Source organism: Pseudoalteromonas sp. APC 3694 (assembly GCF_030407565.1).
Taxonomy (GTDB): domain Bacteria; phylum Pseudomonadota; class Gammaproteobacteria; order Enterobacterales; family Alteromonadaceae; genus Pseudoalteromonas; species Pseudoalteromonas tetraodonis.
In genome coordinates this window covers 76,943-90,533 of record NZ_JASDDE010000010.1, presented here as the reverse complement: position 1 = coordinate 90,533, position 13,591 = coordinate 76,943, and the positions used below count along the sequence as shown (strand labels likewise).

The 13,591-nt window shown below is 41.2% G+C and carries 12 protein-coding genes and 4 tRNA genes; 4 read left to right on the top strand and 12 right to left on the bottom strand.

All coding sequences use genetic code 11. The annotated features are described in order from the left end of the window. The 8 genes from QMA00_RS05905 to murB form a co-directional block, all read right to left on the bottom strand. The coding region (locus tag QMA00_RS05905; protein ID WP_290156406.1) for a GTP-binding protein at positions 1-436 on the bottom strand (436 nt) is incomplete at its 3' end. A gap of 135 nt (positions 437-571) precedes the next feature. Next, positions 572-647 (bottom strand) — tRNA-Thr (locus QMA00_RS05900). 10 nt (positions 648-657) lie between these two features. Beyond that, positions 658-732 (bottom strand) — tRNA-Gly (locus QMA00_RS05895). Between the two features lie 46 nt (positions 733-778). Beyond that, positions 779-863: transfer RNA gene (locus tag QMA00_RS05890), tRNA-Tyr, on the bottom strand. 39 nt (positions 864-902) lie between these two features. Continuing rightward, positions 903-978 (bottom strand) — tRNA-Thr (locus QMA00_RS05885). 126 nt (positions 979-1,104) lie between these two features. Then, positions 1,105-1,803 carry a type III pantothenate kinase gene (locus tag QMA00_RS05880; RefSeq protein ID WP_076922306.1) on the bottom strand — a complete coding sequence of 233 codons (699 nt, stop codon included), beginning with the start codon at positions 1,801-1,803 and terminating at the stop codon, positions 1,105-1,107. Further along, on the bottom strand, positions 1,800-2,792 hold the full coding sequence (birA, locus tag QMA00_RS05875) for a bifunctional biotin--[acetyl-CoA-carboxylase] ligase/biotin operon repressor BirA (RefSeq protein WP_076922307.1): 993 nt from the start codon (positions 2,790-2,792) through the stop codon (positions 1,800-1,802). The genes QMA00_RS05880 and birA overlap by 4 nt, the downstream gene beginning before the upstream one ends. Beyond that, positions 2,789-3,799 carry a UDP-N-acetylmuramate dehydrogenase gene (murB, locus tag QMA00_RS05870; RefSeq protein ID WP_076922308.1) on the bottom strand — a complete coding sequence of 337 codons (1,011 nt, stop codon included), beginning with the start codon at positions 3,797-3,799 and terminating at the stop codon, positions 2,789-2,791. The genes birA and murB overlap by 4 nt, the downstream gene beginning before the upstream one ends. Positions 3,800-3,942: 143 nt before the next feature. On the opposite strand from murB, the gene QMA00_RS05865 reads away from it, so the two are divergent. Then, positions 3,943-5,784, top strand: a complete 1,842-nt coding sequence (locus QMA00_RS05865; protein WP_076922309.1) for a M1 family metallopeptidase — start codon at positions 3,943-3,945, stop codon at positions 5,782-5,784. A 57-nt stretch (positions 5,785-5,841) separates the two neighbouring features. Here QMA00_RS05865 and QMA00_RS05860 read toward each other — a convergent pair whose 3' ends face one another. Beyond that, a complete protein-coding gene (locus tag QMA00_RS05860) occupies positions 5,842-6,444 on the bottom strand; it encodes a DUF2057 domain-containing protein (RefSeq protein ID WP_076922310.1) in 603 nt (200 codons plus the stop codon). A gap of 92 nt (positions 6,445-6,536) precedes the next feature. Between QMA00_RS05860 and QMA00_RS05855 the strand changes: the two genes are divergently transcribed. The 3 genes from QMA00_RS05855 to QMA00_RS05845 all read left to right on the top strand — a co-directional run bounded on the left by QMA00_RS05855 (position 6,537) and on the right by QMA00_RS05845 (position 10,014). Further along, entirely contained in the window at positions 6,537-6,908 is a 372-nt protein-coding gene (locus QMA00_RS05855) for a histidine triad nucleotide-binding protein (protein WP_013466185.1), read from the top strand. A gap of 212 nt (positions 6,909-7,120) precedes the next feature. Then, positions 7,121-7,777 carry a response regulator transcription factor gene (locus QMA00_RS05850; protein ID WP_008108518.1) on the top strand — a complete coding sequence of 219 codons (657 nt, stop codon included), beginning with the start codon at positions 7,121-7,123 and terminating at the stop codon, positions 7,775-7,777. Positions 7,778-7,857: 80 nt separating this feature from the next. Next, positions 7,858-10,014: a response regulator gene (locus QMA00_RS05845; RefSeq protein WP_076922350.1), complete on the top strand. Its 2,157-nt coding sequence runs from the start codon at positions 7,858-7,860 to the stop codon at positions 10,012-10,014. Between the two features lie 110 nt (positions 10,015-10,124). Here the strand turns inward: QMA00_RS05845 and QMA00_RS05840 are convergent, their stop codons facing one another. The 3 genes from QMA00_RS05840 to QMA00_RS05830 are packed head-to-tail and all read right to left on the bottom strand — an operon-like array spanning position 10,125 to position 13,511. Next, the gene (locus QMA00_RS05840; protein ID WP_076922311.1) at positions 10,125-11,549 is read right to left on the bottom strand and encodes a mannose-1-phosphate guanylyltransferase/mannose-6-phosphate isomerase; all 1,425 of its coding nucleotides are present in this window, start codon (positions 11,547-11,549) and stop codon (positions 10,125-10,127) included. 58 nt (positions 11,550-11,607) lie between these two features. Further along, positions 11,608-12,381 carry an amidohydrolase gene (locus QMA00_RS05835; RefSeq protein WP_013466188.1) on the bottom strand — a complete coding sequence of 258 codons (774 nt, stop codon included), beginning with the start codon at positions 12,379-12,381 and terminating at the stop codon, positions 11,608-11,610. Then, a complete protein-coding gene (locus tag QMA00_RS05830) occupies positions 12,369-13,511 on the bottom strand; it encodes a methionine aminotransferase (RefSeq protein WP_076922312.1) in 1,143 nt (380 codons plus the stop codon). The genes QMA00_RS05835 and QMA00_RS05830 overlap by 13 nt, the downstream gene beginning before the upstream one ends. Positions 13,512-13,591 lie beyond the last annotated feature (80 nt).

Sequence of the window (13,591 nt, the reverse complement as noted above, 5' to 3'; positions counted from 1 at the left end):
GCTCTTCATCATCAACCATGTCACATTTGTTCATGAACACAACGATGTAAGGAACGCCAACTTGGCGAGAAAGTAGGATGTGCTCACGAGTTTGTGGCATAGGACCGTCAGTCGCAGCAACTACTAAGATAGCGCCGTCCATTTGAGCAGCACCAGTGATCATGTTTTTAACATAATCGGCGTGACCAGGACAATCTACGTGTGCGTAGTGACGAGTTGGTGTGTCGTACTCAACGTGTGAAGTTGAGATTGTGATACCACGCTCGCGCTCTTCTGGAGCGTTATCGATTGATGCGAAATCTTTAGCAACACCGCCGTATACTTTTGCAAGTACGTTAGTGATTGCTGCAGTTAGTGTAGTTTTACCGTGGTCAACGTGGCCGATTGTACCAACGTTTACGTGCGGTTTTACGCGTTCAAACTTTTCTTTTGCCATGACGGAACCTATCAGTTTTGTGTATCTAGATTACATATGAAAATAATCCACCATAGGTAGATTAAGTTAATTTTTTCAAATTTCAAATAGTTTTTTCTGACAGATAAAGGAAGTGTTTAAGGCGATTCGATTGACTGGTGCTGATAGGCAGATTTGAACTGCCGACCTCACCCTTACCAAGGGTGCGCTCTACCAACTGAGCTATATCAGCATCATCAAATTGGAGCGGGCAGCGGGAATCGAACCCGCATCATCAGCTTGGAAGGCTGAGGTAATAGCCATTATACGATGCCCGCTTTAAGGAACCTGTTCTTAAACTACCTCTAACCGTCTAGAATAAAGTGGTGGAGGGAGCTGGATTCGAACCAGCGAAGGCTGAGCCGTCAGATTTACAGTCTGATCCCTTTGGCCGCTCGGGAACCCCTCCACGATAATTCTTTACTAAGCACTTCCGGTAAAAGGAAAGTGGTGCCGACTAACCGAGTCGAACGGTTGACCTACTGATTACAAGTCAGTTGCTCTACCAGCTGAGCTAAGTCGGCACTGCTTTAGTACGGGGCGAGATTCTAGAGTAAGGTTTATTGGGATGCAACCAAAAAATTAAAAAAAATGTGATTTAATGCTTCAAACGCTCACTATTCGCGCAAAAAGCTGTTTTTTTGTTGTTTTTAACTCTTTTTAGCTAACTCATACCAGTAATTTAAGCCTTTCATTACTAGCATTGGGTCGAAAATACTCTGTGAAAAATGCCCTTGTAACAGCTGACCATAACCACCCGCAAAAATTAAGAGGCTATTTTTTGTATTTAAATGCAGCCTTGCTTGCTCAATGGCGCCAATAGTTGCCACTAAAGCACCATTTTTTAATCCGTTAGGAGTGTTTTTGCCAAGCTCATTAGCAAATGGCGTGTTTTCATCATCAAATACGCGCTGAGTATTTTGAGTGAGTGATGAGGTCATTAAATCAAGCCCTGGTAGTATCCAACCACCTAAGTGCTGCCCATCATTATTGAGAACGTCTATGGTGGTAGCCGTGCCAGCATCAACAACAATAGCAGCCATATTAGGGTAAAGCGTATAACCGCTAATAAGTGCCAACCATCTATCTATACCCAAATTACCTACTTGCTGATACGCGCAGCGTAACCCACTAAGCTCACTACTAACCGTAGCCTCAAAACAATCAATATTATACGTTTTGGCTTGCGCTAATAATTGTTTAAGTAACTCGCTACGACCAACACAAGCGTAAATAACAACCGTAATTTGCTGCCATGAAATATTATTAATATCACATGGCTGTATTTGCCCGTTTTCCCACAATACGGCTTTGAGTGAAGTATTACCTACATCAATTAACAATCTCATGCTTGCGCCTTTCTTAATGAAATCTCGCCGCCATAATAACTTTTTACTTCGCCGTCTTGGCGAATACGTACACCACCGTGCGCATCTATACCTTCACAAATGCCACGCCAACTACGATGCCCAGTATTAAGCTCTACCTGCTCGCCTGCAAACGCATTTAATGCATTCCATTGTTGATACATAGTTTGTAAGCCGTTCTCGCGATATTGCGCTAAGCGCTGCTCTAACCAATAAGTTAATGAAGCTACTAATTGATTTTTATCTAGCTGCTGGGTGTGCTGACTTAAATCTGTCCATGCTTGGTCAATGTGCTGACTGGCACTTTGTGGCATATTTAAATTAATACCAATTCCTATCACCAACTGACACGGCCCTTGTGGTTGCCCGTCTAATTCAACTAATACGCCAGCGAGCTTTTGTTTGTTTATGTAAATGTCGTTTGGCCACTTTAACTCTACATCAATACCATAAAGTGCTTTTATCGCATCATACACCGCTAAACCAACAGCAATCGATACACCCATAGCGGCTTGTAAACCATCATCTAATCGCCAAAAATAGCTGTAGTATAAGTTGGCACCAAATGGCGATTGCCATACACGCCCTCGACGCCCCCGACCTGCTTGCTGCATTTCGGCAACGATTACCGTGCCCGACTGAAGTGGTGTTTTAGCCTGAATGCGGCGCATTAGTTCGCTGTTGGTTGAATCAATGAGCGGCTGCACTTCAATATTAGCAATATTTTGCCCTAACTCAGCATAAAGCTGTTGTATTTTTTCCTGATTAAGTAACCCTACTTGGTTATTTAAGCAATAGCCTTTACCTGTAACTTTAAATACATCTAAGCCCATAGCTTGTAGGCTTTGAATGTGTTTACTAACAGCGGCACGACTAATCCCTAATCCCTCTCCTAAAGCTTGCCCAGAGACAAACCCGCCTTTATTAAGCGCATTTAAAATAGCCAGCTTGTTTCCATCAGGTGCTTTCATGCTGATTGCTCCAAAGAGATATAGCATTCATTGTGTTGATCAATTAACCGTACTTCGTGTTCTAAGCTTATGTTATAGCGCGCTAAAACGGTGTTTTGAATATGGGTGATCATGCTGATCAAATCATCCCCTGTACTGTGACCATGGTTAACGAGCACCAAAGCTTGCTGCTGATGCACTTCAATACCGGCAATCTTATATCCCTTTAACCCCGCTTGTTCTATTAAGCATCCCGCTGCGACTTTATGATGACCGGCTCCGTGTGGGTAATGAGGTAACTCAGGAAACTGCGCAAGTAACGGCACTAACGCAGCATTCGTAATAATTGGGTTTTTAAAAAAACTCCCAGCATTAGCTAGTTTATAAGGGTCTGGGAGTTTGCTATTGCGTGTTTGTATCACCTGCTCACATACTTGCTGTGGCGTCGGATTTTTTAGTTGTTGAAGCGGCCCATAACTGAGTACTGGTTGCCATATTTTTGGCAGTTTAAAGTGCACTTGGGTGATCACCGCTTTATTTTTTAACGCGTGTTTAAAAACCGATTCACGATAAGCAAAGTGGCATTGCTGATTAGTTAAAGATTTGAAGCAGTTGCTATTAATATCAAAATAGTCAACAGCTTCTATAAATTGTGCTATTTCTACACCGTAGGCACCAATATTTTGCACTGGCGCAGCACCGACTGTGCCAGGTATGAGTGCTAAATTTTCAAACCCTGCTATGCTTTGCTCAAGCAAGTAAGTCACTAATTGATGCCAATTTTCACCGGCAGCCGCACTGACTAAAAAATCATTTTCCCGTTCAGTAATATTAATTCCTTGGGTCGCCATTTTAATAACCGTGCCAGCATAATCATTTAAAAAAATGGTATTACTGCCCTCCCCTAACAGACAAAAAGGCGCGTTAAAGCTCTGAGTTTGAAGCTGCGCTGAGTCGGTGATCTCAATAAAATTTTGGCATTGGCTACTTAATGCAAATGTATGTAGGGGTTGTAATGAGTGCGCCACAAGGGTCCTAAAGGTACCAGTAATTAATCGCTCTAGTTTAACTCATCGTCGCAAATTGCGCATCAGCTTGTAAAAATTGTTCAACCCGCTGCAGCAATCATGATATAAAACCTGCACTTTTTTTATTTGTACTCAAGGTAATTATGAAAATCAAACCTCTTTTTTTAAGCCTCGCTATGGCAGGTATGTGCTCGCAAGCAATGGCCAGCGCTATTGATCAAAATTCCTACGCCAACCTTGATGATGTTATCACCACGCATTTAAACCTTGATTTAGACATCGACTTTGCTGATAAGCAATTGGAAGGTTTTGTTGAGCATACGCTACAGTGGCAAAATGCCAACAGTAAAAAGCTAGTACTTGATACCCGTGATCTTGATATTGATAAAGTGATGTATCAAACAGCCAATGGCAAATGGCATAAAGCTAGTTTTAACCTTGCTAACCGCGATGATGTTAAAGGCTCAAAACTAACTATTACCTTTAAAAGCCAAGCTGAAAAAGTTCGTATTTACTATAACAGCCGCCCAGAAGCGTCTGGCTTACAGTGGTTAACGCCAGAGCAAACAGCCAGTAAAACTCACCCGTTTATGTATAGCCAATCGCAAGCGATTCATGCACGTAGTTGGATCCCAGTGCAAGATACACCGGCAATGCGTGTGACTTATTCTGCGCGCATTCATACCCCTGAGGATATTCGTGCAGTAATGAGTGCAGATAATAAAGATGCTCTTTATAAAGATGGTGATTACCACTTCACTATGCCACAAGCAATTTCACCTTACTTAATTGCAATTGGTGCAGGTAACTTAGAATTTAAGGCGATGTCTAAGCAAACTGGTATTTTTGCAGAGCCAACTATTTTAGACGCCTCGGTTGCTGAATTTAATGACACCCAAGCGATGATCGACAAAACCAATGCCATGTACGGCGACTATGCTTGGGGTCGCTATGACTTACTTATGCTACCGCCTAGCTTCCCATTTGGTGGCATGGAAAACCCGCGTCTATCATTTATTACCCCAACCGTTGTTGCTGGCGATAAAAGCCTAGTTAACCTGATTGCACATGAGCTTGCTCACTCTTGGTCTGGTAACTTAGTAACCAATGCCACATGGGAAGACTTATGGTTAAACGAAGGATTTACCTCTTACGTTGAAAACCGCATTATGGAAGAAGTATTTGGTCGCGACCGTGCCGTAATGGAGCAAGCGCTTGATGCAGCTGGCCTGCGTGCGCAACTTAAAACCATTGATGCACCAGACACTCGCCTTAATTTAAAACTTAATGGCCGCGATCCGGATGATGCGTTTAGCTCAGTGCCTTACACAAAGGGTCAGCTATTTTTAATCTACCTAGAAGAAAAATATGGCCGTGATAAGTTTGATGACTTTGTTAAAACTTACTTTAATGAATTTGCGTTTAAATCGCTAACCACTGCGCAATTTGTGACTTACATCAAAGCTAACTTAATTGAAAAGTACCCTGGTGTAGTGAGCATGGATAAAGTGAACGAGTGGATTTTTGAGCCAGGTTTACCAAGTGATGCACCTAACCCTACCTCTGATGCGTTCGATAAAGTAGATGCTGCAACACAAGCATGGTTAAAGGGGGATACAACTGCCGCACAATTACCTACTGCAAATTGGACAGTGCATGAGTGGCTGCACTTTTTAAATAACCTACCGCGCGATTTAAGCATTGAAAAAATGACTGAATTAGACGGCGAGTTTAACTTAACCCAATCAACTAACGCAGAACGCGCATTTGCATGGTACATGCTAGCAGTGGGTAACGGTTACCAACCGATTTACCCTGCGCTTGATAAACACTTATCGGGTATTGGTCGTCGTAAGCTAATAGTGCCACTTTACAAAGCACTTATTACACATGGTAAAAAAGACTGGGCACAAAGCGTGTACTTAAAAGCACGTCCGGGTTATCACCCACTTGCACAAGGTACCATTGACGCGTTATTTGAATAAATAATAGCGTTACCAATAAACTAAAAAGGGCCAATTTGGCCCTTTTTTAATGCTTAATTATTTTGTTACTTTATCTAAAAAGGCCTGCCTTTCAGCGAGCGTTGCTTGTTGCCACCAAAAGTCGAGCATATTTGCCGCACTTGGCATGCCTTTTCCATTAATTGGCGTAATCGGTTTAATGGGACGACTCGGTTTTTGCGGGCCCGCTGGGATTGCTGTTGTTTGCTGTTTAAACTGTGCGCTTTGAACTTGTCGTTCGGCAATAATATTTAATGGCTTAGCTAAGGTGCTGCCTTTTGCTTTTAAACTCACTTGCGGTGCCTCAGCAAATACTTTTGCCGCTACCGCATTTTCAGCACGATTAAATACTAAGGTGTAATCTTTACCCGCTTCAATGATTACATTCACCCAAAAAGGTTCTGATTCAATCACTTCATGATCGTCATAACCTAAGTCATATAAATCTGTGTATTTAAGTTTTAGCTGATAAGTACCCGGTGCTAATTCAACATCATCAACACGACTAAAAAGCGAACTTTCAATTATTCGTTCACCCACTTGCAAAGGAACAAATTCCTCAGGAAAGTGAATATTTTCTGCCAAACTCGATGCACTCACTAAGAGCGCCGCTACACTGCCTAATAATATTGATTTACGCATACTTACTCCTTTAGTTGATTTCAGTTTGACACTGCTAGCAAAATTTGTCATTAGTGACACATATATTAATCAAATAAATTAGAGTCATCATTATGAGCCAAGAGACTATTTTTACTAAAATTATTAATCGCGAAATTCCAGCAGATATTATTTACGAAGACGATGACACGCTAGCGTTTAAAGACATTAATCCTCAAGCGCCATTTCATGTATTAATTATTCCCAAGCAACCAATTGCCACTATAAATGATATAAATAATGAAAACTCACATTTAGTTGGTAATTTATACACGGTCGCCGCAAAACTGGCCAAGCAACACAACTTTAGCGATGACGGCTACCGCGTTGTGATGAACTGTAATGAACATGGTGGCCAAACTGTGTATCACATACATTTACATATGCTCGCAGGTAAAGAAATGGGCTGGCCTCCATACCAAGAAACTAAAAAAACGGCGCTATAGTGCTTAGTTAAATCTTAGATTAGTTTAAAAAAATCAAAAATACGGCGTTTTTCTTACTACACGAAAAAAAACAATTACTTATTTGCAACATTTTATGTTTAAATAATCGGAAATCGCACCTTTTCTCCAGTGAAATAATGATTTTCTAATACAAAAGGTGTGTAGGGATTGTGGTAGAATTAATTAGCCAGCTTTATAAAAGAGTAAAAAACATGAGCAGTTCAGCCTTTTTGTTGTTAGATGAAGAACCAATTAACACTATTGGTATTAACGTTTTAGAGCCATTGTTAAAAACGCAAGGCCTTGACGTAACTACGGGTACAAATATTTTAGATGTTCCGGTAGGTACTCGCTTATTGTTCATTGAAACATCAAGTAAAGACGCATGGACAAAGCTAAAAGAGCAACTCGTTAATTTACGCATCAAGTGCGATATTGTGTTGTTCAATTTAGATGAAAACCCAGAGCTTGCTAATCGCGCATTACTTAGCGGTATTCGTGGTGTATTTTACACCACAGATAATGCCGATGTACTCATGAAAGGGATTCGTTTATTACTCGAAGATCAGCTTTGGTATCGTCGTGACATTATGTGTAATGCGCTTAACCGCATGCTGCAATTTAATAAAGATGCGCTGCATAAGCTAACTGATGGTGATATTGAACCAATAAAGCTAACGAAGCGTGAAAAAGCAATTATTTCGTTAATGAGTAATGGCTCTAAAAATAAAGAAATTGCTGAAGAGTTAAGTATTAGCCCGCATACGGTTAAAACTCATTTATACAGTGCATTTAGAAAAACTAAATGTCGTAACCGTATTGAATTACTTTCTTGGGCACAACAAAACATTCCTGACGAAATTCGTTAACGTTTGTTTGAATAAATACCATACAGGCACTTTAAGTGCCTGTTTTTATATCTTCTTTAAAAAACGCTGTTGGGGTCTTAATGCTCGACTCATTTACGCTTTATTTTGCCAGTATCGCCGTTATGACAGTGATGACGCTACTGAACTTTTTAACCTGGCGTACCAATAAGCATGTTCCCGGCACGTTACTTTATATTTTCTATCCTTTACTGCTATTAACTGCCATTGTTAGTTTTGCACTAATAGGCAAAATTCCTGATCAGATTGCCATTACCCTTGCTAATAACATGATGTTTTTAGCTTCTATTGTGCATTGTTTGTCACTGAGTCAATTTTTAAATTATCATGGTCGTGGCCTTAAGTTTGTTTGCCTATTTACAGCGCTCAGCGCTTTGCTGCTTGTTTATTTCACATTTTTACAGCCCTCAATGCGCTCACGGGTATATATTTCTGATTTGCAGCATATTGTAGAGGCCACTTTTTTATTATTTATATTTATAAAATATGCGCGAAAACCCTACCCTAACGCCAGTATTGTTTACATAATTATTTTAACTTTAGTTGCAGCAAGTTTTATTACCCGAAGCCTATTTATGGATGACATTGCACAACAGGATGCCATTTTAAATTCATGGTTTAACTCACTGTTATTTTTAAATAGTGTTATTGCCCCCATGTTCTATGCTGCAGGTATGGCGTTGTTATGTAATGAGCGCAGGGAATTACGACTTAATAAACTCACCGAAAAAGCTCATAAAGATTTAGAAATTCGCGGACTGTTTTTATCCACCATCAGTCATGAAATACGCACACCACTAAACGGCATATTAGGCAGTGCACAACTGGTATTAAATCAAACCAGCGACAGCCGTAACAAAGCCTATTGTGAGGCCATTATCAACTCAGCTGAGTCACTCAACTTACTGGTAGATAAAGTGCTGGAATATGCAAGCTTAGATCAGCACGACGAAGCCCTGTACGAAGAAGATATAGAGTTTAAAACGTGGCTGCAAAACTTATGTTTGCTGTTAAGCCCTCTGGCCGAACAAAAACAACTTAAATTTGAGCTCGCCTGTAATATCCCCGACAAAGCCTGTTACTACTGCGACCAACAAAAACTCAGACAAATTATTATTAACCTTGTCGGTAATGCGATTAAATTTACCGATACGGGGATGGTAAAAGTACAAATAGATTTAGTTAATGAAACCCAGCTAGATCATACCCTTAAAGTAAGTGTACTCGATTCGGGCCCGGGTATTGAAAAAGATGAAATTAATTATTTAACTGAGCCCTACATTCAAAGCAGTGCCGGTAAAGAAAAAGGCGGAACAGGCCTAGGACTAGCTATAACCAGTCGCCTTCTCGATAAAATTAATAGCCAGCTAGAAATTACCAGTGAGCTGGGAGTAGGCAGTGTCTTTGGCTTTAACATGACGTTAGCTATTGGTGAGCTTAGTCTCGTAGAGCAACGCCATCAAAGTAAGGACTATTTAACCGGACTTGATGTATTACTTGTTGAAGATTTAGATCTGAACCAAAAAATAGCTGTTGAATTTATGGCTGACGACGAGCATAAAATTAAGCTCGCTAAAGATGGCAAAAGTGCGATTGAGTTGATGAAAAAATACCACTTTGATGTGGTGCTACTTGATATGAACTTACCCGATTTAACAGGGCAACAGGTACTAAAAACTCTCAAACGGGTGGAGCATAAAAATCAGCGAACGCCGGTGCTGGCCTTTACTGCCAGTTTGAGCCCTGATGAAATAAAAGAATACTTAGCACTGGGTATTAAAGACATTGTTGGCAAGCCATTAAAGCAAGAGAAACTACGCCAAGCATTGAGTGATTCACAGTCAACACAAACAGCTAATATTGCCGTCGAGCTGATTGATACGTTATACGATGAAACCGCAACAGACACCCTGACAAGCTCTTTTAGTATTGATGAAGTGTCTTCTATCTATAATGAATTTATTCTTTCTGCTCGTAATAAGCTGAGCCGTTGCCAAGCTTTATTAGAGCAAGACCCCGAGCAATGCATTAAGTTATTACATCGCCAAGCCAGCACCGCAATGCAACTTGGCTTTAATAGCTATGGACTAGCTCTAAAAAAAATTGAGCGACGCTTACTAGATAAAAAACCATTAAATAACTCGTTAAATGAAGCCAGCACACTGTGGCAACACAGTTTAGAGGCGTATTTAAAGTATGTGCGGCAAGGACTAGGGTAAAAACGGGCTACGGGCTACGGGCTACGGGCTACGGGCTACGGGCTACGGGCTACGGGCTAACCAGTTTTACTACTGTGACAAATAATCAAGTATTTTCACTATTTATACTGTTATTTTCTGCCGTATATATCGTCAAATCGCTCTATATCGCTTTCATCTAATATAGCGCCCGTTTGCACTTCAATCACAATTAAGGGCTCGGGCTGATTATTCGCTAAACTGTGCAGCTGTTTTGCTGCAATATAACAAGATTGGTCGTGGGTCAGCGTTAAGCTTTGCTGGTCAATACATATATCTGCAGTGCCTGATACTACCACCCAATGCTCAGCGCGATGCTGATGACGCTGCGTTGAGAGCCTAGCCCCACTATTAACGGTTATTTTTTTTACTTTAAAACCGATACTTTCTACCAGCGTACGATAATTTCCCCAAGGGCGGTAAACCACCTGATGGTGTGTCAGTTTGTTGTTATGTGTTGATGCCAGTTGCTTGAGCAATAACGGGAGGGCATCAAACGCATTTTGATCAGCAATTAAAGTGGCGTCGTGGGTATGAATAATTGCTAAATCGCTTACTCCTAACGTCGCTATTGTGTGTCTATCTTCGCTAATAACTAAGTTGTTACTACTGTTTTGGGCGATATGTTCTTGGTGTGGGCTATTACCTTGTGGCTCTTTTTTACTTAGCGCTGCCAGTGCAGAAAAACTGCCCACATCGCTCCACTTTAACGCAACGGGCATTACCACCACATTATTACTGCGCTCTAAAATAGCGTAGTCAATCGAGTCACTTGGGCAAGATTCAAGTGCATGAGTATTTGCTCTTGTAAACGCTAAGTCTTGTTTAAAATCAATGGCACTAGCAACACTTTTAGCTATTTTTGGCGCAAAGCGTTCCAGCTCTTTTAGATATGCAGCGGGAGTAAATAAAAACATGCCACTGTTCCAACTATAACCGCCCTCAGTTAAATAGCTTGATGCAGTTGCTAAATCAGGCTTTTCTTTAAACTGATCTACCTCAAAGCAAGCAGTACCTGTAATTGCTGCGCCCTGTTTGATATAGCCATAACCGGTATGCGGCTCTGTTGGCGTAATTGAAAATGTAACTAATTTACCTTGCTCAGCCAGTGTCACCGCATCAGATAACTGAGCAGTTAATGGCGTAAAATCTTCAATATAATGATCGGCAGGCATCACCAACAAGGGACCAGTAATATTATTTTTTAATGCATAGTGCGCGGCAAGGGCAATGGCTGGTGCGGTATTTTTGCCTTCTGGCTCAAGTACTATGGCATGGGGCTTTGCAAATGCAGCCTGCTGCGCGGCAATAAATCGATGCTGCTCATTACAGACCAAAATAGCGGGATTAAAGTCCTCAGTTGCAACACGCACTAACGTGCTTTGCAATAACGACTGCTGGTTTTTATTATCAAGCAAAGATAAAAACTGCTTTGGCATTGCTTGGCGCGACAGCGGCCAAAGCCGTGTGCCAATACCGCCAGCTAAAATTACCGGTGTAATAAGGGTTGTATTCATAAAGCCGCCAATAAAAATATCAGCGGCTATTTTAGCACTTTATCGGCTGGGCGCTAATTTATACCAATGTAAAAGCATCAGCATCTAAATGTGCCGGAAATTTAGCTCTAAACTCATCAAGCGGCGCTTTATTTAACGTGATTGTTAGTAGTGCTTGCTGGTCGTCATTCGCTTTAATCAGTGGCTCACCTTTAAAGTCATACACTGCAGTTCCACCACTGTGAGCAATACCATTGCCATCTTCACCAACCCGGTTTACGCCAACCACGTAGCATAGGTTTTCCATTGCTCGTGCCATTAGCAAGGTATCCCACACATTGCGCCTTGCCGCTGGCCAATTGGCAATATTTATCATCACATCGTAGTCATTGTTATTGCGCTGAAACACCGGAAACCGTAAGTCGTAGCATACTTGTGGCAATATTTTAAACCCATTGAGTTCAAACACTTCACGCGTTTGTCCTGCCACTACAAACTCGCCTTCGTTACCTAAACAAAATAAGTGCCGTTTATCGTAATAGCTCACTTCTCCATTTGGTTGTACCCAGTAAAACCGATTCGCTTTTTTACTTCCTTGGGTTACCAATACTGAGCCTGCAATTACCGCATTATAGTGCTTCGCCTGTGCCTTGAGCCAACTCAGTACTGAGCCATTTTCAGCTTCGCCACAGTCAAGGTTAACCGCAAATCCAGTGGCAAAGGTTTCAGGAAGTACAATTAAATCAGGTTGATTGGTGATGTTAGCAAGCTGTTTTTCAAACATCGCTAAATTGGCTTTTTTATCGAGCCAATGCAGCGAGCTTTGTAATAATGCTAAGGTTAAAGTTGACATAAAATATGTGCCGCCTCTATTAAGGTTTGATCATTTTTAGCAAAACATAAACGAATAACTTTATCATTGCTTGGTTGCTGATAAAACACGCTCAGTGGAATGGCTGCAACGCCAGCTTGTTCTGCTAACCATTGGCAAAATTCTACGTCATTTAAGTCAGATACATCACTGTAATCAAGCAGTAAAAAGTAGGTGCCTTCACTTGGTAAAATGCTAAAGCGGCTATCTTGTAGAGCATTACTGAGCACATCGCGTTTTTGTTGATAAAACTCACTTAGCGCATCCACATGCTCACCTTGCTGTTCTAACATATCGGCTAATGCATGTTGTGCAGGCGTAAAGCTTGAAAAAGTAACATACTGATGAATCTTTCGAAATTCTTCGCATAAATCAGTAGGCGCAATACAGTAGCCCATTTTCCAACCGGTGCTATGAAAGGTTTTACCAAAGCTTGAGATCACAAAGCTGCGAGCAAACAACTCCTCATCACGTAGCACACTTAAATGTGGTTGCTTATCAAAAGTAATATGCTCGTATACTTCATCACTTATCAGGTATAAATCATGCTCGATGACTAAGGCTTTTAGAGCATTAATATCGTGCTGTTTTAACGTTTTACCACTTGGGTTATGTGGAGTGTTGATAATAATAGCCCGCGTTTTGCTATTAATAGCCGCAGCCACCGTTTGCCAGTCAATTACATAGCTCGGAGCATGCAGAGCAATATTAACTGACTTACCACCGGCCAATTCAATAGCTGGCTGGTATGAGTCATAAGCGGGGTCAAATACAATGACTTCATCACCTTCGCGCACTAGCGCTTGAATGGCAACAAACAGCGCCTCGGTTGCCCCTGAGGTTACAGTTACTTGCTGCGCGGCATCTATTTCAACCGCATATTTTCGTTTTGCTAACTGGGCAATTTGTTGCTGCAGGCGCGGTACACCAGGTGAAGGTGAATATTGATTAACTCCTTCAAGCACATAATGATTAAGCTGTTTTTTAAGTAGCTCAGGAGCATCAAACTCAGGAAAACCCTGCGATAAATTAATCGCTTCGAATTGATTTGCTAAAGCAGTCATTTGACTAAAAATACTGGTGCCTAAATTTGGCAATTTACTTTCAAACACTGGTTACCCTTAATGATGGTTTTACGCCCAAAGCGATGCTATCATTGCTTAAAACAGAAGTATAGCCGTCTAAAACAAAT

Coding starts and splice junctions, on each gene's coding strand:
- QMA00_RS05865 (WP_076922309.1), top strand. CDS start 3,943: ATGAAAATCAAACCTCTTTTTTTAAGCCTCGCTATGGCAGGTATGTGC.
- birA (WP_076922307.1), bottom strand. CDS start 2,792: ATGAAAGCACCTGATGGAAACAAGCTGGCTATTTTAAATGCGCTTAAT.
- QMA00_RS05845 (WP_076922350.1), top strand. CDS start 7,858: ATGCTCGACTCATTTACGCTTTATTTTGCCAGTATCGCCGTTATGACA.
- QMA00_RS05850 (WP_008108518.1), top strand. CDS start 7,121: ATGAGCAGTTCAGCCTTTTTGTTGTTAGATGAAGAACCAATTAACACT.
- QMA00_RS05835 (WP_013466188.1), bottom strand. CDS start 12,381: ATGTCAACTTTAACCTTAGCATTATTACAAAGCTCGCTGCATTGGCTC.
- QMA00_RS05855 (WP_013466185.1), top strand. CDS start 6,537: ATGAGCCAAGAGACTATTTTTACTAAAATTATTAATCGCGAAATTCCA.
- QMA00_RS05840 (WP_076922311.1), bottom strand. CDS start 11,549: ATGAATACAACCCTTATTACACCGGTAATTTTAGCTGGCGGTATTGGC.
- QMA00_RS05860 (WP_076922310.1), bottom strand. CDS start 6,444: ATGCGTAAATCAATATTATTAGGCAGTGTAGCGGCGCTCTTAGTGAGT.
- QMA00_RS05880 (WP_076922306.1), bottom strand. CDS start 1,803: ATGAGATTGTTAATTGATGTAGGTAATACTTCACTCAAAGCCGTATTG.